The 24,365-nt window shown below is 68.3% G+C and carries 20 protein-coding genes; 14 read left to right on the forward strand and 6 right to left on the reverse strand.

Going from position 1 to position 24,365, the window contains the following annotated elements:
* Positions 1–13: 13 nt before the first annotated feature.
* Together DES45_RS03600 and DES45_RS03605 are read left to right on the forward strand one after the other, a co-directional pair.
* Positions 14–1,162, forward strand: a complete 1,149-nt coding sequence (locus DES45_RS03600; RefSeq protein ID WP_114768578.1) for a CAP domain-containing protein — start codon at positions 14–16, stop codon at positions 1,160–1,162.
* Between the two features lie 136 nt (positions 1,163–1,298).
* Positions 1,299–2,159 (forward strand): urea carboxylase-associated family protein, encoded by an 861-nt coding sequence (locus tag DES45_RS03605; protein WP_114768579.1) that lies wholly within the window; start codon positions 1,299–1,301, stop codon positions 2,157–2,159.
* A 69-nt stretch (positions 2,160–2,228) separates the two neighbouring features.
* On the opposite strand, the gene DES45_RS03610 is transcribed toward DES45_RS03605, so the two are convergent.
* The gene (locus tag DES45_RS03610; RefSeq protein WP_114768580.1) at positions 2,229–3,461 is read right to left on the reverse strand and encodes an argininosuccinate synthase; all 1,233 of its coding nucleotides are present in this window, start codon (positions 3,459–3,461) and stop codon (positions 2,229–2,231) included.
* 192 nt (positions 3,462–3,653) lie between these two features.
* On the opposite strand from DES45_RS03610, the gene DES45_RS03615 reads away from it, so the two are divergent.
* From DES45_RS03615 to DES45_RS03670, 12 genes are all read left to right on the forward strand, one after another.
* Positions 3,654–4,280, forward strand: a complete 627-nt coding sequence (locus DES45_RS03615; protein WP_114768581.1) for a 2-hydroxychromene-2-carboxylate isomerase — start codon at positions 3,654–3,656, stop codon at positions 4,278–4,280.
* Positions 4,281–4,619: 339 nt separating this feature from the next.
* On the forward strand, positions 4,620–6,323 hold the full coding sequence (gene rpsA / locus DES45_RS03620) for a 30S ribosomal protein S1 (protein ID WP_114768582.1): 1,704 nt from the start codon (positions 4,620–4,622) through the stop codon (positions 6,321–6,323).
* A 124-nt stretch (positions 6,324–6,447) separates the two neighbouring features.
* Entirely contained in the window at positions 6,448–6,855 is a 408-nt protein-coding gene (locus DES45_RS03625; protein ID WP_114768831.1) for a YkvA family protein, read from the forward strand.
* A 152-nt stretch (positions 6,856–7,007) separates the two neighbouring features.
* Positions 7,008–7,976, forward strand: coding sequence for a signal peptide peptidase SppA (gene sppA, locus DES45_RS03630; protein ID WP_114768583.1), 969 nt, complete (start codon positions 7,008–7,010; stop codon positions 7,974–7,976).
* A gap of 27 nt (positions 7,977–8,003) precedes the next feature.
* Positions 8,004–8,315, forward strand: a complete 312-nt coding sequence (ihfB, locus tag DES45_RS03635) for an integration host factor subunit beta (RefSeq protein WP_114768584.1) — start codon at positions 8,004–8,006, stop codon at positions 8,313–8,315.
* A 15-nt stretch (positions 8,316–8,330) separates the two neighbouring features.
* Positions 8,331–8,684, forward strand: coding sequence for a lipopolysaccharide assembly protein LapA domain-containing protein (locus tag DES45_RS03640; RefSeq protein ID WP_114768832.1), 354 nt, complete (start codon positions 8,331–8,333; stop codon positions 8,682–8,684).
* An 11-nt stretch (positions 8,685–8,695) separates the two neighbouring features.
* Positions 8,696–9,643, forward strand: a complete 948-nt coding sequence (gene lhpI, locus DES45_RS03645) for a bifunctional Delta(1)-pyrroline-2-carboxylate/Delta(1)-piperideine-2-carboxylate reductase (protein ID WP_114768585.1) — start codon at positions 8,696–8,698, stop codon at positions 9,641–9,643.
* Positions 9,644–9,652: 9 nt separating this feature from the next.
* Positions 9,653–10,312, forward strand: coding sequence for a phosphoribosylanthranilate isomerase (locus DES45_RS03650; protein WP_114768586.1), 660 nt, complete (start codon positions 9,653–9,655; stop codon positions 10,310–10,312).
* A gap of 32 nt (positions 10,313–10,344) precedes the next feature.
* A complete protein-coding gene (gene trpB / locus DES45_RS03655) occupies positions 10,345–11,565 on the forward strand; it encodes a tryptophan synthase subunit beta (protein WP_114768587.1) in 1,221 nt (406 codons plus the stop codon).
* A gap of 176 nt (positions 11,566–11,741) precedes the next feature.
* Entirely contained in the window at positions 11,742–12,584 is an 843-nt protein-coding gene (gene trpA / locus DES45_RS03660; protein WP_114768833.1) for a tryptophan synthase subunit alpha, read from the forward strand.
* 163 nt (positions 12,585–12,747) lie between these two features.
* Positions 12,748–13,629 (forward strand): acetyl-CoA carboxylase, carboxyltransferase subunit beta, encoded by an 882-nt coding sequence (gene accD, locus DES45_RS03665; protein WP_114768588.1) that lies wholly within the window; start codon positions 12,748–12,750, stop codon positions 13,627–13,629.
* Between the two features lie 20 nt (positions 13,630–13,649).
* On the forward strand, positions 13,650–14,975 hold the full coding sequence (locus tag DES45_RS03670; protein WP_114768589.1) for a bifunctional folylpolyglutamate synthase/dihydrofolate synthase: 1,326 nt from the start codon (positions 13,650–13,652) through the stop codon (positions 14,973–14,975).
* 56 nt (positions 14,976–15,031) lie between these two features.
* On the opposite strand, the gene trxA is transcribed toward DES45_RS03670, so the two are convergent.
* The 5 genes from trxA to tsaE all read right to left on the reverse strand — a co-directional run bounded on the left by trxA (position 15,032) and on the right by tsaE (position 24,363).
* Positions 15,032–15,352: a thioredoxin gene (trxA, locus tag DES45_RS03675; RefSeq protein WP_114768590.1), complete on the reverse strand. Its 321-nt coding sequence runs from the start codon at positions 15,350–15,352 to the stop codon at positions 15,032–15,034.
* Between the two features lie 103 nt (positions 15,353–15,455).
* A complete protein-coding gene (addA, locus tag DES45_RS03680) occupies positions 15,456–18,890 on the reverse strand; it encodes a double-strand break repair helicase AddA (protein ID WP_114768591.1) in 3,435 nt (1,144 codons plus the stop codon).
* Positions 18,887–22,057, reverse strand: coding sequence for a double-strand break repair protein AddB (gene addB, locus DES45_RS03685; protein WP_114768592.1), 3,171 nt, complete (start codon positions 22,055–22,057; stop codon positions 18,887–18,889). Before addB ends, addA begins: the two co-directional genes overlap by 4 nt.
* A 9-nt stretch (positions 22,058–22,066) precedes the next feature.
* Positions 22,067–22,795, reverse strand: coding sequence for a nucleotidyltransferase family protein (locus DES45_RS03690; RefSeq protein ID WP_114768593.1), 729 nt, complete (start codon positions 22,793–22,795; stop codon positions 22,067–22,069).
* Between the two features lie 17 nt (positions 22,796–22,812).
* Entirely contained in the window at positions 22,813–24,363 is a 1,551-nt protein-coding gene (tsaE, locus tag DES45_RS03695; RefSeq protein WP_245429718.1) for a tRNA (adenosine(37)-N6)-threonylcarbamoyltransferase complex ATPase subunit type 1 TsaE, read from the reverse strand.
* Positions 24,364–24,365 lie beyond the last annotated feature (2 nt).

The following is a 24,365-nucleotide window of genomic DNA, read 5'->3' on the forward strand; positions in this document are numbered from 1 at the left end:
GGGCATCATAAGAATGACAACTCCCACCAGTCTCGAAACGCTCTTTCTTCAGCTTGTCAACGACGCTCGTGCCAATGCCGGGGCGAAACCGCTCACGTTCGACGGCGAACTTCTGGATTCGTCCGACGCGCACAGCGCCTGGATGGACCAGACCGACACCTTCTCCCATACGGGCGTGAACGGCTCCACTCCGGGCGACCGCATGACGGCGGCGGGCTACGGCTGGCAGGCCTATGGCGAGAACATCGCCTATGTGAGCGGCGGCATGACCGAGGCGACCGTCCGGCAGCTCCACACCAACCTCATGAACTCGCCGGGCCACTACGCCAACATCATCAACGGCAACTTCGAGGAGATCGGCATCGGCCTGAAGGAAGGCACGATCAACGGCTACAAGGTCGTGTTCGTAACGCAGAACTTCGGCACGCCGAACGCCATCGAGCGCGCCGAGCCGAACGACGTCGACGCCACGACGCCTCCGACCACCGAGCCCACGACCCCCACCCCGAGCCCGACCATCTCGGGCACGGACGGCAACGACGTGCTCTACGGCACAGCCGGCGACGACGCCATGTATGGCGGCCTAGGCAACGACACCTACTACGTGAACCAGGCGGGCGACAAAGCCTACGAATCGGCCGGGCAGGGCACCGACACGGTGATCAGCTCGATCACCTATTCCCTCTACGGGCAGGTCGTAGAGCACCTCACGCTGACGGGCTCCTCCGCGATCAACGGCACCGGCAACAGCCTGAACAACACCTTGCTCGGCAACGCCGCCGCCAACACCCTGCGGGGCGAGGACGCCAACGACGTCCTCAACGGCAATGGCGGACGGGACGTGCTGATCGGCGGCGCCGGCAACGACACGTTCCTGTTCGACAGCACCACGGAGGCCAACGGCGACACCGTGAGCGACTTCGTGCACGGCTCCGACAGGATCAGCCTGAGCGGCATCGACGCGAACACCCGTGTGTCGGGGGACCAAGCCTTCGCGTTCATCGGCGCGCAGGGCTTCCATAAGGTCGCGGGCGAGCTGAGGGCCTACCAGTCGGGCGGCAACACCTATGTGGCCGGCGACGTGAACGGCGACGGCTATGCCGACTTCGCCATCAAGGCCCTGGGCGCGCACAGCTTCGCCAAGGCCGACTTCGTCCTCTGACGACAACGGCCTCGGCCCGTTCAGGCCGGGGCCCCTCCGCCGACATTGCCCGCTTGCCCTTCAGTGAGGCTTCACGCTAGGCGTTTGTCTCCGCCGCTCCGCCAATGGGGCGGCCCAGGACCTGCGGGAGGGGCGAATGAAGCTTGCAAAGGGTGAGATGCCGGAGCCGTCCGACGCCGAGGCGCGCCGGGCGATCAGGCCCGTGATCTGCTATCCTGTCGACAGCCTGGTCCCGCCCGATCTCGCCTCCTACCGCGCCGCGCGGGAGGGCTGGGAGAAGGTCGGCGAGGTGGTCGTGCCGCCGCGGGACGCCCGCACGTTCGAGGTGCCGGCCGGCTCGTTCTTCCGCATCGTGTCGGTCGAGGGGCCGCAGGTCGGCGACCTCGACCTCTGGGCGGCGGACAACATCAACGAGCGCTTCTTCTCGGGCAAGACCCGCGCGCTCCACGGCACGCACCTTTCGACCGGCGACCGGCTCTGGTCGTGCCTGCCGTATCTTCGCCCGATGGCGACGATCACGCAGGACACCCTCAACTGGTACGGCTTCGACCAGTATGGCGGCTCGGTGCACGACGTGATCGGCACGCGCTGCGACCCCTATACGCACAAGCTCCTGTCCGGCCAGGACTACCATCATTGCTGCCACTCGAACCTGACGCGGGCGCTGGCTGAGCGCATGAAACGCCCCCTCGCCGAGGTTGAGCCCGCCGTGCACGACGTCCTCAACGTCTTCATGTGCACCGGCTTCACCCGCGACACGGGCCAGTACTTCATGAAGGCGAGCCCCGTGCGGCCGGGCGACTTCCTGGAGTTCTTCGCCGAGATCGATCTCCTCGGCGCCCTGTCCGCCTGCCCGGGCGGCGATTGCAGCACCGAGCATTCCAGCGACGCGGCGGCCTGCCATCCGCTCCTCGTGGAGATCTACCGCCCCGAGGCGCCGCCTGTGGGCTGGACCTCGCCGGAGCGGAACGCCTATCGCGGCGGGCATGGGGCTTGAGAAGCGGACTCCAAACAGAAATGGCCGGACTTGCGTCCGGCCATTCGGCTATTCTGGGATGAGGACCTCTTACAGCCCCAGCTTCTTCTTGCGCTGGGCCAGGGTGCGCAGCCGCAGGGCGTTGAGCTTGATGAAGCCCGCGGCATCCCGGTGGTCGTAGGCGACGGCGCCTTCCTCGAAGGTGACCAGGTCCTGGTCGTAGAGGGTGTAGGGGCTCTGGCGGCCGATGAGGTGGACGCCGCCCTTGTAGAGCTTGAGCGTGACCTCGCCGGTGACAAATTCCTGGGACTTGTCGATCATCACCTGGAGCATCTCGCGCTCCGGCGAGAACCAGAAACCGTTGTAGATGAGCTCCGCGTATTTCGGCATGAGCTCATCCTTCAGGTGAGCCGCGCCGCGGTCGAGCGTGATCGACTCGATGCCCCGGTGGGCGAGGTAGAGGATCGTGCCGCCGGGCGTCTCGTACATGCCGCGGCTCTTCATGCCCACGAAGCGGTTCTCGACGAGGTCGAGGCGGCCGATGCCATTGATCCGGCCGAGCTCGTTGAGCTTCGCCAGCAGGTCGGCCGGGCCCATCTTCTTGCCGTCGATGGCGACCGGGTCGCCCTTCTCGAACTCGATCTTGATGACGGTTGGCTTATCCGGGGCGGATTCGGGATCGTTGGTGCGCGAATAGACGTAGTCCGGAACCTCCGCGGCCGGGTCCTCGAGCACCTTGCCCTCTGAAGAAGCGTGCAGGAGGTTGGCGTCGACGGAGAACGGGGCCTCGCCGCGCTTGTCCTTGGCAATCGGGATCTGGTGCGCCTCGGCGAAGGCGATGAGCTGCTCGCGGGAGCGCAGGTCCCACTCGCGCCAGGGGGCGATCACGGTCACGTCGGGCTTGAGGGCATAGTAGCTGAGCTCGAAGCGCACCTGGTCGTTGCCCTTGCCGGTGGCGCCGTGGGCGACCGCGTCGGCCCCGACCCGCTCCGCGATCTCGATCTGCTTCTTGGCGATCAGCGGCCGGGCGATGGAGGTGCCGAGCAGGTAGAGGCCCTCGTACTGGGCGTTGGCGCGGAACATCGGGAACACGTAGTCGCGCACGAACTCGTCGCGCAGGTCCTCGATGAAGATGTTCTCAGGCTTGATGCCGAGCAGTTCCGCCTTCTTGCGGGCCGGCTCCAGCTCCTCGCCCTGGCCGAGATCGGCCGTGAAGGTCACGACCTCGCAGCCATAGGTGGTCTGCAGCCACTTGAGGATGATCGAGGTGTCGAGGCCGCCGGAATAGGCGAGCACGACCTTGTTCACGCGCTTCTCAGCCATAGCAAGGATTCCAAAGATTTGACCGCTCCGCGACTTAGAACGGAAGCTTGGGCGGCGCAACCGGGCATTTGGCGGTCGATATGCGTCTTGGGCATTGCTGATGGCGAAAACCCGGCATTGGTGCGCAAAAACCCGATGCGGTAGCAAGATCGGGCCGGGTCCCGGGAGGGCCCGCCCGTGGAAGAGACCGCCATGCAGCGTCCCCTGATCGAGTTCTGGTACGATTTCGCTTCGACCTATTCCTACCTCGCCGCCATGCGGATCGAGGCCGCCGCCGAGGCGGCGGATGTGGGGGTGGTCTGGCGGCCCTTCCTGCTCGGGCCGATCTTCGCCGCGCAGGGGTGGAACACCTCCCCGTTCAACCTCTATCCCGAAAAGGGCCGCTACATGTGGCGCGACATGGAGCGCGAGGCGGCGAAACTCGGCTTGCCCTTCTGCCGGCCCGATCCCTTCCCGCAGAACAGCCTCCTGGCGGCCCGGGTCGGTCTCGTCGGGGCCGAGCAGGGCTGGATCGGCGCCTTCACCAAGGCCGTGTTCCGGGCGGAGTTCGCCAAAGGCCGCGCGATAGGCGACCCGGCCGTCCTGGCCGAGATCCTGGCCGGGCTCGGGCAGGACGCCGATGCGGTTCTGGCCGAGGCGCAAGGGGAGACCAACAAGGCCCGCCTGCGCCGGGTCGGCGAGGAGGCCCAGGCCCGCGGCATCTTCGGGGCGCCGACCTTCGTGGCCGACGACCGGGAGGTCTTCTGGGGCAACGACCGCCTGGAGCGGGCCCTCGAATGGGCCGTGGCGCATGGGCGCCGGTCCGACTGGCCCGTTTGACCCGTCCGGCGCGGGTCCGTGGGCCTGCGCGGCTCGAAGGGCCGCAAAGGCTTGAAAGCCTTGTGGTCCCGGGCCACATGAGATAAAAGAACCCCCATCCGACAGGTCTTCGACGGTCCATAAGCGTTCAGGGTGCGTGATGCGCGCCCTTGTGGTGTTCCGTAAAGCCTTGAAGGTAAAGCGTTTCCATCCGCCGATGATGCGCCGGCCCGCTCCCAAGGAGCGGCACGTCCGGAACTTGGCCCTCGAGGGGCATTCCTGACGGCGGCGGCTGGAAGCGAACCCGTAACACGAGCCGCCGGCGTCGCCCCTTAAAACAAGGGCCATTCAGGAGAACATATGTCCGCAGCATACCAGCAAGCGCCGAGCCGCGAGGATTTCGCGGCCCTGCTCGAAGAATCCTTCCGCACGAACGAGATCAGCGAAGGCTCGGTCGTCAAGGGTAAAGTGGTCGCGATCGAAAAGGACGTCGCGGTCATCGACATCGGCGCCAAGACCGAGGGCCGCGTGGCCCTGAAGGAATTCGCAGGCCCGAACCGCGACCAGACGATCAACGTCGGGGACGAGGTCGAGGTCTATGTGGAGCGCATCGAGAATGCGCTGGGCGAGGCCGTCATCTCCCGTGACAAGGCCCGCCGTGAAGAGAGCTGGGTCAAGCTCGAGAAGGCTTTCGAGGCCGGCGAGCGCGTCAACGGCGTCATCTTCAACCAGGTCAAGGGCGGCTACACGGTCGACCTCGACGGCGCCGTGGCGTTCCTGCCCCGCTCGCAGGTCGACATCCGCCCCGTGCGCGACGTCACCCCGCTCATGGGCGTGGCCCAGCCGTTCCAGATCCTCAAGATGGATCGCCGCCGCGGCAACATCGTCGTGTCGCGCCGCACGGTCCTCGAGGAGAGCCGCGCCGAGCAGCGTTCCGAGCTCGTGGCCAACCTCGAAGAGGGTCAGGTCATCGACGGCGTGGTCAAGAACATCACCGAGTACGGTGCGTTCGTCGACCTCGGCGGCATCGACGGCCTCCTGCACGTCACCGACATGGCGTGGCGCCGCGTGAACCATCCGTCCGAGGTCGTAACCATCGGGCAGACGGTCAAGGTCAAGATCATCAAGATCAACCACGAGACGCACCGCATCTCGCTCGGCATCAAGCAGCTCCTCGCCGATCCGTGGGAGGGCATCGCCGCCCGCTACCCGGTGGGCGCCAAGCTCAAGGGCCGCGTGACGAACATCACCGACTACGGCGCGTTCGTCGAGCTCGAGCCGGGCATCGAAGGCCTGATCCACGTCTCCGAGATGTCCTGGACCAAGAAGAACGTCCACCCGGGCAAGATCATCTCTACCTCGCAGGAGGTTGAGGTCGTGATCCTCGAGGTCGATCAGGTGAAGCGCCGCATCTCGCTGGGCCTGAAGCAGACCCTGCAGAACCCGTGGGAGGCCTTCGCCGAGAAGCACCCGGTCGGCTCCGTCGTCGAGGGCGAGGTGAAGAACAAGACCGAGTTCGGTCTGTTCATCGGTCTCGAGAACGACGTCGACGGCATGGTCCACCTCTCGGACCTCGACTGGAACCGTCCGGGCGAGCAGGTCATCGACGAGTTCAAGAAGGGCGACGTGGTGCGTGCCCAGGTTCTCGACGTGGACGTCGAGAAGGAGCGCATCTCGCTCGGCATCAAGCAGCTCGCGGGCGACCCCTTCGCGGAAGCCGGCGAGATCAAGAAGGGCCAGATCGTCACCTGCGAGGTTCTCGAGGTGAAGGACGGCGGCCTGGAGGTGAAGATCGTCGACACCGACCTCACCACCTTCATCAAGCGCTCCGAGCTCGCTCGCGACCGCGCCGACCAGCGCCCCGAGCGCTTCGCCGCCGGCGAGAAGCTCGATGCCCGCGTCACGCAGTTCGACCGCAAGGCGCGCCGCGTCACCGTCTCCGTGAAGGCCCTCGAGGTCGCCGAGGAGAAGGAAGCCATGGCGCAGTACGGCTCGGCCGATTCGGGCGCGTCGCTCGGCGACATCCTCGGCGCGGCCCTCAAGGCCCGCACCGACAAGAAGTGATCACGCCGCAAGCGGCTTGATCATCCTCGGACTTGTCCGGGGATCCATTTCGGAACCCGCGCGAGACATCGCGCGGGTTTTTTGCTGCTATAATGGCCGCAGCGGAGGACAGGTGCTCGAAACCATGGCACCCCAGGAGGAGACGACCGGCTTCACGGCGCGGCTCAAGGCCTGGGCGCGCGAGATCAAGACCGATGTGGTGGCGATCTCGCTCGCGGCCGGAGACCCCCGCGTGCCCTGGCATGCCAAGCTCGTGGCCGCCCTCGTCGCGGCCTATGCCTTGAGCCCGATCGACCTCATCCCTGATTTCATCCCGGTGCTGGGCTACCTCGACGACGTGATCCTCGTGCCGCTCGGCATCCTCCTGGTGGTGCGGCTGATCCCGCCCGACGTGATGGCCGAGCTGCGGGCCGAGGCGCTGGCGCGCGCAGGTCGGCCGACGAGCAAGGTCGGGGCCGCCGCCATCGTGGCGATCTGGATTGCGGCCCTCGCACTGGCGCTCTGGGCTTTCTGGCCCGAGCGCGCCTCCTGAGGACAGGGATCGGGAGGGCAGGCGCGAGCTGCCGAATGCGTCAGGAGACGCGGATTTTTTATTGGCCTGATGCCTTGCAGCCCTATCTGCCTTCGCAATAGGGTGCCGCCTTCGACCAGGCTCCAAGCACTTCAGAGCAAGAGACGAGTTTCATGCCCATCGATGCCGAAGCCATCACCGACCGCTACCGCCTGCGCCGCAAGCTGACCTTCTGGCGCGTCGCCGGGATCCTGGCCCTAATCGCCGCCGTCGTCGCCATCGGCTACGCGGCCGCCGACCAGGTGGGATTCGGCCGCAGCCAGGCTCACGTGGCCCGGATCTCCGTCGACGGCTTCATCATCAGCAACCAGCAGCGCATGGCCGACCTGATGGACCGGGTGGGCAAGGCAAGCTCGGTCTCGGGCGTGGTGGTGTCCATCAACAGCCCGGGCGGCACCACCACCGGCTCGGAAGAGCTCTACCGCAACATCCGCCGGCTCGCCGACAAGAAGCCCGTGGTCACCTTCGTGGACGGCACGGCCGCCTCCGGCGGCTACATCACGGCCGTGGGGGCGGACTACATCGTGGCCCGCGAGACCTCCCTCGTGGGCTCCATCGGCGTCCTGTTCCAGTTCCCGGACCTGTCCGGCCTTCTCGGCCACGTGGGCGTGAAGGTGGAGGAGGTGAAGTCGGCTCCGCTCAAGGCCGAGCCGAGCCCGTTCAAGCCGGCCTCGCCGGAAGCCCGCGCGGCGCTCCAGTCGGTGGTGAACGACACCTATGACTGGTTCAAGACCCTGGTGCGCGAGCGCCGCCGCCTGAGCGAGGCCGAGCTCTCCGCCGCCTCGACCGGCCAGGTCTTCAGCGGCCGGCAGGGCATCCCCCTGAAGCTTGTCGACAAGATCGGCGGCGAGCGGGATGCCATCGCCTGGCTCGAGCGCGAGAAGGGCGTCGCGAAGGATCTGCCGGTGCGGGAATGGAAGCCGCGCAGCGACCGTGACTTCTCCCTCGTCGCCTGGGCCGCCACCGGCGCCGACCTCCTCGGCTTCGGGGGCATGGCCGATGCGCTGCGCCGCTCGGCCGCCAGCATGCAGGCCGCTCAGCTTGACGGTCTCCTGGCGGTCTGGCACCCTTCGGAAAAATAAAGCAGCGTCAAACATATAGCCCGTCCAATGATCAAATCCGAACTGGTGCTCAAGCTTGCTGAGCAGAATCCGCATTTGTATCAGCGCGACGTCGAGAACATCGTGAATGCGATTCTCGACACCATCGCCGATGCGCTGGCCAGAGGCGACCGGGTGGAGCTGCGCGGCTTCGGCGCGTTCTCCGTCAAGAAACGGGATGCCCGTACCGGGCGAAACCCGCGCACGGGCGAGGCCGTTTCCATCTCCGAAAAGGTGGTTCCCGTCTTCAAGACGGGGAAGGAAATGCGCCAGCGCCTCAATGCCTCCCCGAAGGTCCTGAAGGCCGCTGCCGCTCGATAACCCGGAGGATTGTTCGTGATTCGCTTTTTCAAGGCGCTGATTCTCCTGCCCGTCGCGATTCTCGTGGTGCTACTCGCCGTGGCGAACCGCGCCCCCGTGACCCTGTCGCTCGACCCGTTCTCGCAGGATGCGCCGGAATTCGCCGCGCAGGTGCCGCTCTTCGCCGTGATCTTCGCGGCCGTCGCGGTGGGCGTCCTGATCGGCGGGACCGCCTCGTGGCTCGCGCACGGCCGCAACCGCAAGGAGCGTCGCCGCTTCCGCCGCGAGGCCCGGACCCTGCGCTACGAGACCGAGCGCCTGCGCACGCAGGCTCCGGCCCCCGCGACCACGCTTCCGGCCACCTTGCCTTCCTCGCAGTCCCGCGCCTGACCAGAGTCCCCATGCACGTCATATCCGCCGCCGAGATCGACCGGGTCCTCACCTTTCCTGCCCTGATCGATGCCCTGGCCGATGCCTTTCGCGGCGACATCGTCACGCCGGTCCGCCACCATCACGAGATCGAGCGGCCCGGCGCCCACGGCACGCTTCTGCTGATGCCGGCCTGGACGGGGCCGAAGACGGAAGACGGCTATGTGGGCGTGAAGATCGTCTCGGTCTTCCCAGAGAACGGCGCCAAGAACCTTCCCAGCGTGCTCGGCACCTACATGCTGATGGACGGCGCCACCGGCGAGCCCCGCGCGGCCCTCGACGGCACGCGGCTCACCGTCTGGCGCACCGCCGCCGCCTCGGCGCTCGCGGCGCGTTATCTCGCCCGCGAGGATGCAAGCCGCATGGTGATGGTCGGCGCAGGCTCGCTGGCGCCCTTCCTGATCCGCGCCCATATGAGCCAGCGCCCGATTCGCGAGGTGGCCCTGTGGAACCACCGGCCCGAGAGGGCCGAGAGCGTCGCGGCCGAGTTGAAGGCGCAGGGATTGCCCGTGACGGCCGTGACGGATCTCGAAGGCGCGGTGCGCGAGGCCGATCTCGTCTCCTGCGCGACCCTTTCGACCGCTCCCGTGGTCAAGGGCGGGTGGCTGAAGCCGGGCGCCCATCTCGACCTGGTCGGCGCGTTCAATCTGAGGATGCGCGAGGCGGACGACGAGGCGATCCGCCGAGCCCAGGTCTTCATCGACACCCAGGCCGCCCGGCACGAGGGCGGCGACGTGGCGCTCGCCCTCAAAGGCGGCGCCATCGCGGACGACCACGTGCGCGGCGACCTGTTCGATCTCTGCCGCAACCCGCCGCGGCGGGACCCGCAGGCCATCACCCTGTTCAAGTCCGTCGGCACCGCGCTGGAGGATCTGGCTGCGGCGATGCTGGTGTGGCGCGGCGTGGCGAAAACGTCGTAAAGTCGGCCCATGGACAATCTGGTCAAGATCTGCGGGCTCTCCACCCCCGAAACCCTCGACGCTGCCCTCTCGGCCGGCGCGGATTGGGTCGGGTTCGTGCGCTTCGCCCGCAGCCCGCGCCATGTCGATCTCGATGTCGGCCGCGAGCTCTCGCGCCAAGCCAGGGGACGGGCCCTCAGGGTCGTGCTCCTGGTGGATGCGGAGGACACGGACATCGCCGACGCGGTCGAGGCGCTCCAGCCCGACCTGTTCCAGCTTCATGGCCACGAAACGCCGGAGCGCGTCGCCGCGATCCGCAAGGCGTTCGGCCGCCCCGTCGTGAAGGCGCTGGGCGTCGCGGAGGCTCCCGATCTGGCGGCGGTCGAAGCCTACGAGCATGCGGCCGACCATCTCCTCCTCGACGCCAAGCCGCCGCGCGGCGCGGGCGCCTTGCCCGGCGGCAACGGACTTTCCTTCGACTGGCGGCTCCTGGTCGGGCTTGACCCCGGCCTCTCCTTCATGCTGTCAGGAGGCCTTAATCCCGACAACGTGGCGGAGGCGATCCGGCTCACAGGCTCCCGCGCCGTCGACGTGTCGTCCGGGGTGGAGGTCAGGCCCGGCATCAAGGATCCAGGGAAGATCGAGGCCTTCGTCAAGGCGGCCCGGGCGGCCTACGCGGACCGGACCTAATTCGAAAACGCACAGCGCAAGGCAGAACAGGCGTGTCAGCTCAGACCCAACCGAATTCCTTCCGCACCGGACCCGACGAGCGCGGGCATTTCGGCATCTTCGGCGGCCGCTTCGTGGCCGAGACCCTGATGCCGCTGGTCCTCGAGCTGGAGAAGGCCTACGAGGCGGCCAAGGCGGATCCGGCGTTCCACGCTGACATGGAGTATTTCTCCAAGCATTACATCGGCCGCCCGAGCCCGCTCTATTTCGCGGAGCGCCTGACCGAGCATCTCGGCGGCGCCAAGATCTACTTCAAGCGCGAGGAGCTGAACCACACCGGCGCCCACAAGGTGAACAACGTGCTGGGCCAGATCCTCCTCGCCCGCCGCATGGGCAAGAAGCGCATCATCGCCGAAACCGGCGCGGGCCAGCACGGCGTCGCCACCGCAACCCTCTGCGCGCGCTTCGGGCTGGAATGCATCGTCTACATGGGCGCGGTCGACGTGGAGCGGCAGAAGCCCAACGTGTTCCGCATGAACATGCTGGGCGCCAAGGTGGTGCCTGTGCAGTCGGGCACGAAGACCCTGAAGGACGCCATGAACGAGGCGCTCCGCGACTGGGTCACGAACGTCGCCGATACCTTCTACTGCATCGGCACGGTCGCGGGGCCGCATCCCTATCCGGCCATGGTGCGCGACTTCCAGGCCGTGATCGGCAAGGAGACCCGCGAGCAGATGATGGAGGCCGAAGGCCGCCTGCCGGATTCGCTCGTCGCCTGCATCGGTGGCGGCTCCAACGCCATCGGACTGTTCCATCCGTTCCTGGACGACCGCAGCGTCGAGATCTACGGCGTCGAGGCCGCGGGCCACGGGCTCCACAAGCTCCATGCGGCCTCGCTCTCCGGCGGCCGCCCGGGCGTGCTGCACGGCAACCGCACCTATCTGCTCATGGACCGGGACGGCCAAATCCAGGACGCCCACTCCATCTCGGCCGGCCTCGACTATCCGGGCATCGGCCCGGAGCATGCCTGGCTGCACGACATGGGCCGGGTCAACTACATCTCGGCCACCGACGACGAGGCGCTCGAGGCGTTCCAGCTCTGCTCGAAGCTCGAGGGCATCCTGCCGGCCCTGGAGCCGAGCCACGCCCTCGCCAAGGTGATGGAGATCGCCCCCAAGAAGCCGAAGGACCACCTGATGGTGGTCAACATCAGCGGCCGCGGCGACAAGGACCTCTTCACCATCGCCGAGCACCTGAAGCAGGACATCGTCTGACACGAGCCGCCGGTGTCATCCCTGGCGGCCCGGAGGGCCGGGAAGGGGATCACCCTTCGGTTCGGCGCCTCTGGATCCCCTTCCCCAACGCTACGCTTCGACCGGGGATGACACGGGATTTGCCGCCTACGAGAAGCATTTCACACTCCTCGCCTTCCCATGCTATGGGACCGCCCATGACACAGCGCATCGAAGCCCGTTTCGAACAATGCCGCCAGGAGGGCCGGGCCGCCCTCGTGACCTACGTCATGGCCGGCGACCCGGATCCCGAGACCTCGCTGGCGATCCTCAAGAGCCTGCCGAAGGCCGGCGCCGACATCGTCGAGTTCGGCCTGCCCTTCACGGATCCCATGGCCGACGGCCCGGCGATCCAGGCGGCGGGGCTGCGCGCCCTGAAGGTGGGGCAGGACACGGACAAGACCCTCGACCTGATCCGCCGCTTCCGGGCCGAGGACCAGGACACGCCCGTGATCCTCATGGGCTATTTCAACCCGATCTACGTCTACGGGGTCGACCGCTTCCTGGTTGACGCGAAAGAGGCCGGCGTCGACGGCCTCATCGTGGTCGACCTGCCGCCGGAAGAGGACGACGAGCTCTGCCTGCCGGCCCTGAAGACGGGTCTGGCCTTCATTCGGCTGGCCACCCCCACCACCGACGATCACCGCCTCCCGGCGGTGCTCAAGAACACGGCGGGCTTCGTCTACTACGTTTCGATCACCGGCATCACCGGCGCGGCGACGCCGGATTTCGGCAAGGTCGCGACGGCGGTGGAGCGCATCAAGCACCACACACCGCTCCCGGTCGTGGTGGGCTTCGGCGTGAAGAGCGGCGTCCATGCGGCCGCGGTGGCCAAGGGAGCGGACGGCGTCGTCGTCGGCTCGGCGCTGATCGACGCGATGAAAGGCACCCTGGATGCGGACGATCGCGCCACCTCGCACACGGTCGAGGCCGTCACCACATTGGTGAAGGAATTGAGCGAGGGCGTCCGGTCGGTCGCCAAGAAGGCGGCAGCCGCATAAAGCAACAGAAGGCCTCCACCTGAGGAGCTGCGTCGGCAGCGTCTCGAAGGATCGGGGCCGGTTCCAGAGGGCTCCGGAGACGCCCCTCGTGCTTCGAGACGGTCACCGAGTGACCTCCTCAGCATGAGGGCTGCGGGGTACCTCTGAAGGAGAAGGTAGAAAGATGAACTGGATCTCCGAAGTCGTCCGTCCGAAGATCAAGACGCTCTTCAAGCGCGAGACGCCGGACAATCTCTGGATCAAGTGCCCCGAGACCGGGCAGGTCGTGTTCCACAAGGACGTGGAGGCGAACCAGTGGGTGATTCCCGGCTCCAACCACCACATGCGCATTTCGGCCGCGCAGCGCCTGGCCCTCATGTTCGACGGCGGCACCTGGCTCGACGTGGCGCTCCCGGAAGTGGCGGTCGATCCGCTGAAGTTCCGCGACGAGAAGCGCTACGTGGACCGCCTGAAGGACGCCCGCGCCAAGACCGGCCAGCAGGACGCCTTCAAGGTCGGCTTCGGCCGGGTCGAAGAGACGCCGATGACCATCGCGGTGCAGGATTTCGGCTTCATGGGCGGCTCGCTCGGCATGGCGGCGGGCGAGGCCTTCGTGAAAGGCGCGGAGACCGCCCTCGACAAGAAGACCCCTTACGTGCTCTTCGCCGGCTCCGGCGGCGCCCGCATGCAGGAGGGCATCCTGTCCCTCATGCAGATGCCGCGCACGACCGTGGCCATCCGCCGCCTGCGCGAGGCGCGCCTTCCCTACATCGTGGTGCTGACGAACCCGACCACGGGCGGCGTCACGGCGTCCTACGCCATGCTCGGCGACGTGCATCTGGCCGAGCCCGGCGCCCTCATCGGCTTCGCCGGCCCGCGCGTGATCGAGCAGACCATCCGCGAGAAGCTGCCCGACGGCTTCCAGCGCGCCGAGTATCTCAAGGACCACGGCATGGTCGACATGGTGGTGCACCGGCACGACCTCAAAGCCACCATCGCCCGCCTGTCGCGCCTCTTCACCAAGGCGCCGGTCACGGACGCACCCGTGGCCGAGGCGGCCGAGTAAGAGTTGTCGGAGGCAGGGCGATGGATTCCTCGGATGCGCTGATCGCGCGCTTTCTCGCCCTGCACCCGAAGACCATCGACCTGTCGCTGGGACGCATCCAGCGCCTCCTCGCGCAGCTCGGTCATCCGGAACGGCGCCTGCCGCCCACGATCCACGTGGCGGGCACCAACGGCAAGGGCTCGACCATCGCGTTCATGCGGGCGATCCTGGAGAGCGCCGGGCTCGCGGTCCACGTCTACACCTCGCCCCATCTCGTGCGTTTCCACGAGCGCATCCGCCTCGGCCGCATCGGCGGCGGGCGCTACGTGGACGAGGACCGGCTCGTCCAGGCCCTGCGCCGCTGCGAGGAGGTCAATGCGGGCGAGCCCATCACGGTGTTCGAGATCACCACCGCGGCGGCAATCCTGCTCTTCTCCGAGGAGCCGGCCGACGTGCTGCTGCTGGAGGTGGGCCTCGGGGGGCGCTTCGACGCCACCAACGTGATCGACCGTCCGGCCGCCGCCGTCGTGACCTCCATCGGCCATGACCACGCGGAGTACCTGGGCACGACCCTGGAGGCCATCGCGGGCGAGAAGGCCGGCATCTTCAAGCGCGGCTGCCCGGCCGTCATCGCTCCGCAGGATTACCTCGAAGCCGACACGACGCTCCGCAATGCGGCCGAGCGGGTCGGCGCCGCGCCGATTCTTGTCGGCCAGCAGGATTTCTCCGTCCACGAGGAGGGCGGGCGTCTCGTCTACCAGGACGAGAAGGGCCTGCTCGACCTGCCGCGGCCGAAGCTCGTCGGACGTCATCAGTACATCAATGCCGGCACTGCCATCGCGGCGCTCCGCGCCGCTGGGTTTGAGCAGTTCGAGACCTCGGCCTTCGAGGCGGGCCTCACCCACGCCGAATGGCCGGGCCGGCTCCAGCGTCTCGCGAAGGGCCGCCTGCCGGAGATCGCCCCCGAGGGGGTCGAGATCTGGCTCGATGGCGGCCACAATGCCGATGGCGGCCGCGTGCTCGCCGCCGCCATGGCGGACCGGAGCGAGCGCAACGATGCGCCCCTGGTGATCATCGCCGGCATGCTCGGCACCAAGGATTCGGAAGCCTTCTTCAGGAACTTCGTGGGGCTCGCCCGCGAGGTGATCGCAGTGCCGATCCCGGGCCAGATCGCAGCCCGCCCGGCCGAGGAGGTCGCCGCCATCGCGTCAAGCGTCGGGCTCACCACCTCCACGAAAGCCAGCGTCGAATCGGCGCTCGCGTCCCTTCACGACTATGTCTGGGAGCACCCGCCCCGGGTCCTCATCTGCGGCTCGCTCTATCTCGCCGGAGAGGTGCTGGCCGCGAATGGGACGCTGCCGGAGTAGCACGGACACGAAAAAGGGGCCTTTCGGCCCCTTTCGAATTTCTGCGGCTGGAGGGATCAGGCCGAGGCCTGGATCCACTTGGTGAGGTCGCCCTTGGGGGCGGCGCCGATCTTCTGGGCCACCACCTGGCCGCCCTTGAACATCATCAGGGCTGGAATGGAGCGGATGCCGTACTGCGACGCGACCTGCGGGTTCTCGTCCACGTTGAGCTTCACGATCTTCACCTTGCCGGCCATCTCGTTGGAGATCTCCTCGAGGGCCGGCCCGATCATGCGGCAGGGACCGCACCACTCGGCCCAGAAATCCACGACGACGGGCTCGGAGGAGTTCAGGACGTCCTGCGGGAAGCTCGCATCGGTCACCTTAACGGTCGCCATTGTGTCACCTTTGTAGTTATGAGCACGACTCACATCAGAGCCGCTCAACGATAAGGCCTAGTTAAGAACGGCCGTCCGGGGAATCAAGCAAGCGCCTGCTCCCTCACACCGCTTTGATGAGGGTAAGGGCCGAGTCGAGATCCGGTTCCTTGAGCTCGTGGATGACCGGCCCGGAGGTCCAGACCAGGAAGGCCCGGACCCGTTTCCCCGGATAGATCTCCTGAAGGAGCGACCGGTAGAGGGCGAGCTGAGTCACGTAGGAGCGGGGCGGAGACTGACCGGGACTGGGCGGCCGGGCCGTGGTCTTGAAGTCGGCCACGATCACCTCGTCGCCCGAAACCGCCAGCCGGTCGATCTGGCCCGACACCATGATCGGCCCATCCGGGGTCGGGACCTGCCCGGCGATGGGCGCCTCCGCCCGGGAGCCGGGGCCGAACAAAGGCTTCAGGTCCGCATGGTCCAATACCCCGAGCGCATGGGCGACCACCGCCTCGCGCAGGTCTTCCCGCAGGCGCGGGGCGCGGGCCTTCACGTAGGATCGCGCCATGGTCTCCCGGTGCTCGGCGCCCAGGCTCGGCAGCCGTTCCAGCAGGGCATGGACCAGGGTGCCGCGCAGGCGGGCGTCGGGCGCATAGGGACCGTCGCCGGGCCGCGCCAGCCGGTCCGCCGCGCCGAGCGCGCTCGACGGTCGGATCGGGGGCAGGGGCTCCGGTTCGGGGGCTGCCGGCAGGGTCAGCCAGTCGGGGATCTCGATGGGGCCTGAGACCGGCGCCTCGGCATCGACTGGGGGCCGGGCCAGCGGAGCGCCTTCGCGCCAGATCTCGATCGGCCCATAGGGCGCCTCGGCGAGCTCGAGGCCGCCCGCCTTCTGCACGAGGCCGTGGCGAATCATCTCGCACCAGGCCTCCTGCGGCGAATCCTTGCGGCCGGTGAGATAGGGGGCGATCACCAGCCGGTCCTTGGCGCGGGTCATGGCCACGTAGAGCAGGCGGTTGTGCTCCTCGTGGCCCTTGGCGTGCAGGGCCTCGCGGGCCTGCGCCATCACGTCGGAATCGTAAGACTTGCCGGGGGACCAGACTGGAACGGTCTCCCCGAACCGGGTCGGCAGCTGCAGCAGCGGCGGATCGCGGCCCAGCACCTCGCAGCCGTCGATGAGGATCACGATCGGCGCCTCGAGGCCCTTGGCCCCGTGCACGGTCATGACCCGCACCTCGTTGTTCACCGAATCGAGGTCGCGCTTGATGGTGTGGGAGGCGGATTCGAACCGGTTGAGGAAGACCGTCAGCGAGGGCGTCTCGGTCGTTTCCGACTGGTGCGCGAAGCACAAGAAGGCATCGATGGCGTCGCCCGCTTCGCTGCCGAGCCGCGCCACGAGCTGCGAGCGCCCGCCGCGGGGTCCGAGCAGCGTGGCGAAGAACCCGAAGGGTCCGTGCTCGCGGGCAAGCTCCTGCCAGGCGCCGAGAGCCTCGAGGCCGCGTCGCGCGGCCCCGTCGCCGGCTCCCGCGTGGCGCTCCAGGGCGGCGAGCAGGGATTCGTCGTCCGCCCGGTAGGCCGCGATGCGGATCAGGTCGTCGTCGGTCAGGCCCACGAGGGGCGATTTCAGGGCCGTCGCGAGGGTTAGGTCGTCCTCGGGCAGCAGCGCCGCGCGGCCCGCGGCCACGAGGTCGAGCACGGCGATGTGCTCGCCGATGTTGAGCCGGTCGGCGCCCGCCACCGGCACGCCGGCCTCCTTGAGGGCCCGGATCACCGCCTCGAAGGCGGCGCCGCGCTTTCTGACCAGCACCAGCACGTCGCCGGCGGACCAGACGCGACCCGTCTCGTCGCCCTTGGTGGTCCAGCACTTCACCGCCTGCGCAACCCGGCGCGCGACCACCACGGGCGGGGATTGCTGTTCGGCCTGATCGACCGGGAGCACCCAGGCCTCCGGCTCCTCCTCCTCGGCGGGCGTTTCGGTCGGCCACAGCTCCACGAGGCCCGGCGCGTGCGGGCGGGCGCTCTCGTGCACGGTGCCGACGGCCTGGTCCTCGAAGGACAGGCCGCGGAAGTGCCGGTCGACCGCAAAGGTCGCGTCGACCGCCGACAGCACGGCCTTTGCGGAGCGAAACGAGACGGTGAGGCGCACGTCCTCGAACGGCAGCTCCGCCGCGAGCACCTTGCGCGACCAGGTCTGCCGGCTCGATTCGAATTCCTGCGGGGCCGCACCCTGGAAACCATAGATCGACTGCTTGGGATCACCCACCGCGAAGAGCGTGCGCACGCGCCTTCCCTGCGCCCCGAAGCCTGCCGTGAAGTCCTCGGTGATCCGGCGCAGGATCTCCCATTGCTCGGGGTTCGTGTCCTGCGCCTCGTCGACCAGCACGTGGTCGATGCCGCGATCGAGCTTGTACAGCACCCAGGCCGCATCCCCGCGCGAGAGCAACGCCAGGGTCTTGTCGATGAGGTCCTGGAAGTCGAGGGCGCCGAGCCGCGCCTTGGCTTCGTCCACGCGCCGGCTGATCTCGGCCGCGAGCGTGAACAAGGCCGTCGTACGCTCGAAGGCGCGGGCGCCTTTCCGCTTCTCGATGAGCCGCCAGATGCGCTGCTGCTCGTCGAGGAGCCTTTCCTTCAGGGCGGGATCGACCGACTTGGTGACGAGGCGCGATTCCGCGCGCGGCGTCCAGTCGGACTCCTTCAGGAAAACGGTGAGGTAATGCGCGAGCTTCTCGTCCGGACTGGCGGCCTCCGACGCCTTGATGAAGGAGGCGGCGCGCTCCTGGTCGGTGGCCTTGCCGCGCAGGAGCTCCTGGGCGATGCCGGGCCAGCTCTCCGGCTTGATGCCGCCTTCGAGCATGAGCTGCTCGATGCCTTTGATCGTTTCGTCTTCGCCGAGCCCGAGCTCCTTTCGCAGCAGCGCAGGGCCGTCGACGCGATGGAGAAACGTCTTGCAGCGCATGGCGGCATTGAGGGCCGCCGTCAGCGCATCGCCCGCCGCTTCCACGCTCACGAGGTCGAGTGCCGCGGCGAGCTCCGGATAATTGCCGCTCGAGGCGTCCGCCAGCACGTTGGCCATGGCCTGCGCCAGCATCTCGTCGGTCTGGCTCTCGTCGAGCACGGCAAAGCGCGCGGGCACGTTGGCCTCGAAGGGCACGAGGTGCAGCAGCCGCTCGCAGAAGGCGTGGATGGTGTCGATCTTCAGGCCGCCGGGCGTCTCCACCGCGCGGGCGAAGAGGGTGCGGGCGAGGCGGACCTGCTGACGCGTCGGGCGTTCGCCCTCCAGTTCCGTCAGCTCCTTGACGAGGCTCTCCTCGTCGAGCGTCACCCATTTGCCGAGGCGCTCGAAGACGCGGATCGCCATGTTGGCGGCGGCTGCCTTGGTGAAGGTGAGGCAGAGGATGCGCCCGGGCGGTGAACCCGCGAGCAGCAGGCGCACGACCCGGTCGGTGAGCACTTTGGTCTTGCCGGCGCCCGCATTGGCCGACACCCAGGCGGAGGCGCGCGGGTTGGCGGCGCGGCGCTGGGCCTCGCGGGTGTAGTCGGGAATGACGAGATCGTGGCTCATTCGAAGCCCTCGCCGCCGCCCGCGCTCGCGAGCGACCATTCCTTCACGCGGGCCAAGTGGTCGTATTCGGAGAAGCGGCGCGCATATTTCGGGAAGGGCCGCGAGACGTAAGGAGCCTCGCCCTTGGCGTAGCGCGCGATCATGCCCTCGAACCGGCGGCGATGCTCCTCCACGATCTCAGGGACCGAACGCTCCTCGTCGCGACCCGGCTTGATCTCGCGCGGCCTGATCGGCTCACGTCCGCCGGTGGTGTGGATGTAGATGAGGTCCGGGGTCTCCTTGGCGGCCGGCATGCCCTTGAAGGCGCCCTTCATCAGCATCACGGCCTCGAGCGTCAGCTGCGGCGAGAAGCCCGCATAGACCTCGCGCACGCCGGGCGGCTGGCCGGTCTTGAAGTCGATGATGGTGAAGCCGCCGTCGCGCCTATGCTCGATCCGGTCGGCGCGGGCGCGCAAGGTGAACACGCTGCCGTCGGCGAGCGGGATCGGCAGCTTGCCGGAACGCTCGGCATAGACCTCCACGAGGTCGGGGCGGCGCGCCTGCTCCCACACCACGAACTCGGTGGCGAGACGCGTGAAGCGCGGCCACCATTCCGCGTAGAGCTCCGGGTAAGCCTCGGCGATGTCGGCGAAGGCTTCCGTGCCGCGGGAGAGCAGGTCTTCGAGCGCATGCGCGGGCAGCGCCTTCGGATAGGCTTCCGCGAAGCCGCCGAGCACGTCGTGGATGATCGTGCCCCGGTCGGCCGCGCTCGGGCCCACCGCGATGGCATCGAGCGCGTCCAGCTTGAGGATGTGGCGGGCGAAGATCGAATAGGGGTCGCGCACCAGCGTCTCGATCTCGGTGACGCTCAAGGTGCGCGGGAACAGCGCCGGATCGGGCTTCGGCCGCGGGCGGGGCAGGGGAGCGGCCGGCTTCGGTGTGTCGAGATGGCGCGCGAGGCGGCGGTAGCGGTCGCCGGCCTTGATCATCTCGGCCCAAACGTCCTTGCCCGTGAAGGCCTTGAGGCGCTGGAGGAAGCGCGAGGGCACCATGGGCGAGCCGTCGCGCTTGTGGGCGCGGGTGATCACCACGTCGCGGGTGCCGAGCGCCTGCACGAAATCGTGCGCGGTCTGGCCGATGCGGCGCTCGGGCGGCGCAAGGCCCACGCGGGCCCGCATGGGCCGGTTGAGGAACGCGTCCGTGACCGTGCGCGGCGGCCAGGTGCCTTCGTCGAGCCCGCCGAGCACCACCCGGTCCACCGTCAGGAGGCGCGCCTCCAGGAGGCCGAGGATCTTGAGGCGGCGATGGGTCGAGCGCGGCGACGGGCTCAAGGTGCGCTGCTTGGCAAGCGCCGTGAAGAAGGTCGGGTAATCGACGAAGCGGCCTTCGAGCGGATGCCCTTCCTCCTCGCGGATGTCCGAATGCGCCAGGTCGTCGAAGAGGGCCGCCACCGCTTCGAGCGAGGAATCGGGATCGACGATTTCGCCTTCGTCATCAGGGAGCGAGATCAGCAGGTCGAAGCTGCGGCGATGCTCCTCCGTCAGGGCCATCAGGTCGAGACGACCCTCGCCGTGCGCGGCGGGCGTGAAGCCCTCGAAGGCGAGGCCGAGACGCTGCAGCAGCTCATCGGCGAGGTCCCAGTCCTCGTCGGCCAGGCGCGCCTCCGGACGCGGGGTGCGGTGGTTCTTCTCGGCTCTGCGTGTCGCCAGGGCCGTGCGGATGCCCTCGACCCCTTGAGCCGGCGCGGGGCCGCGCAGCACGCCGATCTCAAGCACGCTCGCGGCCCGCTCCACGTTCGTGCGCGGCATGCCGAGCCGTACCAGCGGATGGGCCAGGAGCGCCAGCAGCCGGATCGGCCGCAGATCGTCGGCGGCCGCTTCCGCCGCGAGGCGCGCAAGGCGGCCGGCGGGTGTGTCGGAGAGCGGGATGCCGGCGGAATCCTCCACCGCCAGACCCCAGCGGGCGAGTTCCGCCGTGACGCGCGTGGCGAGCGCACGGTCCGGCGTGACGAGCGCCGCCGTGCGGCCCGGATGCGCGATGGTCTCGCGCAGCGCGACGGCGATGGACAACGCCTCCTCGCGCTCGTCAGCGGCTTCCACGATGGCAAGCCCCGCGCAGCTGCTCTCGCTCAAGGCGATGCGCTCCTCCGGCGCGATCAGGGACCAGCGGTCCGTCGTGTCGGCGGGGCGCAAAGCCTCCGAGAGCAGATGGTTGCGGGCGCGCGCCTGCTCGGGCACCTCGCCCAGGATCGTGACGTCGGAGCGCTTCACGCGCAGATGCCTGTCGACGAGGCGGCGCAAGTTCGCCTGCGGATGGCCGTGCACCGGATCGGTCTCGTCATCGCCGACACCCCCGATGGTGGCCCAGCTCTCCTCGTCGAGATCCGTGTCGAGGCCGGGAAGCACTACGGCGCCCTTCGGCAGGCGCGCGATGGCGGCCATGAGGGTGGCGGTCGCCGGCACCGAGCCGGTGGAGCCCGCCACGATGATCGGATTTGCCGGGTTGTCGCGCGACAGCCGCCGCGCCTCGGCCTCGATCAGGGCGACGCGGCGATGGGCCGGGTCGCTCGCCTGCCGCTCGGCCAGGATCATGGGCCAGTTCTCGCTGGCGATCTGCACGAAGTGCCGGGTGATGCGGAAATACTCGGAGAAGTCCGTGTCGACCGCGAGCTCCAGGGCGTGCCAGTCGATGCCTTCCGTCGTGAAGGCGTCCATCAGGGTTTCGAGATCGCCCGCGAGCCCTACCGCGTCGGCGGGCGAGGCCGGCACCATGAAAGGGACGCCGGGGCCGAGCTGCAGCAGGCTGCGGTCCACTTGCGCCGACCAGCGCTGCACGAGCCGGGTGAGGATGAGGCGCCGCTCCAGGGGCGGGATCGGCGGCTTGAGGGAGGCGGCCTCTTCCAGCGGCGTGCCCTCGAGCCCCGTCAGCTCGAACTCGGCCTCGTCGGTCTCCCCCAACGGTACGATCCGGGGCAGGAGCTGCGCCCTGCCTTCGCCGCTCTCCGCCAGCAGGGCGATCAGCGCGCGGGCGGCGCGGCGGGTCGGCACATAGATCGTGACGTCGGCGAGCGCCGCAGGATCGTCGGGCAGGGGACCGACCAGACGACCGTCGACCAATGCCTCCACCAGGGTCGGCAGGAAGGCGCAACCCGGGGGGATCGAAAAGACGTTGGCCGTGTGACGCGACACCGAAAATCCTCACCGCAGGCTGGCGGCAAGGCATTTTTCCGCCACAGGGATCGCCTGCGGTTCACCAACATGCAGCCACTGACCGTCAAGCTGCAACCCGTAGAGTCGCTCCCGGGCAATGGCGCGGTCGTAGAACAGATTGGCCGAAAACGGTCCTTCCGGGGTGTCGGCGACCATCTCGGGCTTCACGACGGCGACGCCGGCGTAGACGAACGGCACGGTCTCCTGGTCGCCCCTGCGGCGGCGCAGGCGTCCGTCCGGATCCATGCTGAAATCGCCGCGTCCCTCGTAGCCGACGCTTGTGGACAAAGGCGCCACGAGCATCAGGACGTCCATCCGCTCCGGATCCCAGGCGTCCAGGAGGCGCCTCAGGTTGGGCCTTTCGCCCTCGACCCAGATCGAATCGGAGTTGAAGGTGATGAACGGATTTTGCCCCAGAAGCGGCAGGGCCTTCTTCACGCCGCCGCCCGTTTCCAGCACCGCGTCGCGCTCGTCCGACACCACGATGTGCGGCATTTTGCGTGTGCGTAAGTGGTCCTCGAGCATATCGGCGAAGTGATGGACGTTCACCACGACGCGCTCCATGCCGGCCTCGTGCAGCCGGTCGAGAGCGAAATCGATCAGCGTGCGGCCGCCGACCTTCACGAGCGGCTTCGGCATCGTGGCGGTGATCGGCATCATGCGCTTGCCCAACCCGGCGGCAAGGACGATGGCGGTTCTGGGCGAAGGCGCGGTCAAGGCGGAGGGCTCTCGCTCTATTGGGAGGGATGGTCGTCCAGCGGGATCAGCCGCGGCAGGTAGGTCTCGTACCAGACCTTCAGCCTGCTCAGGGCCGGATGGGCCAGGTTGCGCATGAGATACGTCTCGATCCGCGGCAGGTGCCTCAGGTAATGGGGCTTCGCATCCCGCCGGTCGAGGCGGGCGAAGATGCCGAGGATCTTGGTGGCGCGCTGCGCCCCCATGATCGCGTAGGCGCGCGCGAAGGACGCGACGTCGAAATAAGGATCGGCCGCACGGCGCTCGCGCGCATAGAGACCGATGAGGCGCAGCTCGAGATCCGCCGGCACGGTGACGCGCGCATCCTGAAGAAGCGAGGCGACGTCGTAGGCGGGCGAGCCCAGCACCGCGTCCTGGAAGTCGATGAGCCCGACGCGGGCGAGGCCCTCGCGCTCAGGCAGCCAGATCAGGTTCGGGGAGTGGTAGTCGCGCAGGACCCAAGTCGTCGGACCCGCCAGGATTTCGCCGAGCGTCTCGGTCCAGAGATTGACGAATTCCGCGCGGGCGGAGCCGGAGAGCAGGTTGCCGATGATGTGCGGCACGTACCAGTCCGCCAAGAGCTCCACCTCGATCAGCATCGCCTCGAGATCGTAGGGCGGAATCGGGTGCTCGTAGCCGTCCGCGACGGGCAGCACCTGCGGCAGGTTCATGCCGTGCAGCCGCACGAGAAGACGCGTCGCCTCGGCGTAGCGGTCGGGAATCGGTCCGTTCGCATCCACGAAGGGCTCCGAGCCCAGATCCTCGATGAGGAGCAGGCCCGCGTCGAGGTCCTCGCCGTAGATGGCCGGCGCGCTGAAGCCCAGCGCCCGCAGGCCCTTGTCCATGGCCACGAAGGCGTGGACCGTCTCGGCGAGCTTCGCGATCGTCGTGTAGGGCTTGCCGCGGCGCACCGGCGGGCCCACGGGCCGGGGCGGGGAGATCATCAGGAGCGCGGTCGAGCCGTCAGGCTTCACCAGGCGCTCGTAGGAGCGGATGACCGACGCGTCGCTCTGCATCGGCAGGCGCGCGGCGCCCGTCCAGCCGCAGCGCGCGACGAGGTTCTGGAAGGCTTTGAGGCGCATCAGCCGCGCCTCGAACGGGCCGAAGCCCGCAAGCGTCGCGATGCGGCCGCCGCCGGGCGCGAGATCGAGCCGGATGTCGAGATGCTCCTCCTTCAGGGCATCCTCGGCCCGCTCGGGCCACTCGACGAGCGCGACGGCGTTCTCCGTCGTCTCCTCCCAGCCGAGCTCCACGAGCTCGTCGCTGCCCGACAGGCGGTAGAAATCCGCGTGCACGATCGGGAATTTCAGGCCGTCATAAACCTGCATCAGCGTGAAGGTCGGGCTCGGGACCTCCAGCTCCGGATCGCCTGCGAGCGCCCGCACGAGGGCGCGGGCGAAGGTGGTCTTGCCGGCACCGAGGCCGCCCGAAAGGGTCACGAGGTCGCCGGAACGCAGCTCCTCGGCCACGATCCGCGCCAGGTGTTCCGTGGCGTCGTGGTCCGGTAGCGTCACGACCCAGACGGGCTGAGAGACGTAGTCCTCGGTCATCA

This window comes from Microvirga subterranea (assembly GCF_003350535.1).
Lineage (GTDB): Bacteria > Pseudomonadota > Alphaproteobacteria > Rhizobiales > Beijerinckiaceae > Microvirga > Microvirga subterranea.